This is a genomic window from Herbiconiux daphne (assembly GCF_024979295.1).
GTDB classification, from domain to species: domain Bacteria; phylum Actinomycetota; class Actinomycetes; order Actinomycetales; family Microbacteriaceae; genus Herbiconiux; species Herbiconiux daphnes.
The window spans coordinates 1-575 of record NZ_JANLCJ010000621.1; the positions used below are offsets into that span (position 1 = coordinate 1).

The following is a 575-nucleotide window of genomic DNA, read 5'->3' on the forward strand; positions in this document are numbered from 1 at the left end:
TCAAATATTCACCACCATTAGGAAAGACAAAAGAACAAAAAGAAAGAGAAAATAATTGTTTTATCAACTAAATACTACCTATCAATATTACCTCATAACCTGGGGGCTTTTATGCCCTATTATATTCATGTTGATAGCTTTAAACTAATAGGGCGATTTCTTTTGCAAGTGTCAATAAAAAACATTTCCGGCAAGTGTAAAAAATATCTCCCTGATAGGCCACTTACTTAGCCTGCTAAGTATATTTATTTTAGGCAGCACCAGTGATTGTCTCCGCTCACATTAAGAGCGCATTGCGTGTAGATGTTTTTAATTTATGTGAGTATTATGCGCTTCCATGCGCATTAAGTCAAGATAGGTAGATAAATAAAATTCTTTTATTTAAGCATTTAAATATTATTTAAGGCCTTGTCGATAGTCGGACGGGAAACAGAAAGCTCACGCGCTATTTGTGATTTCTTCATGCCCTGCTTGTAAAGCTCCTGTATGCGTGTATGAAGCTCTACGTTCTTCACTCTACCGATTTGCTTACCAGCTTCCTTAGCCGCTTGCATACCGGCTTTGGAAGTCGGAGG

General features: G+C 37.4%; 1 protein-coding gene. It reads right to left on the reverse strand.

All coding sequences use genetic code 11. From position 1 onward, the window contains the following. Window positions 1–389: 389 nt before the first annotated feature. The coding region (locus N1032_RS26800; RefSeq protein ID WP_259543717.1) for a helix-turn-helix domain-containing protein at window positions 390–575 on the reverse strand (186 nt) is incomplete at its 5' end.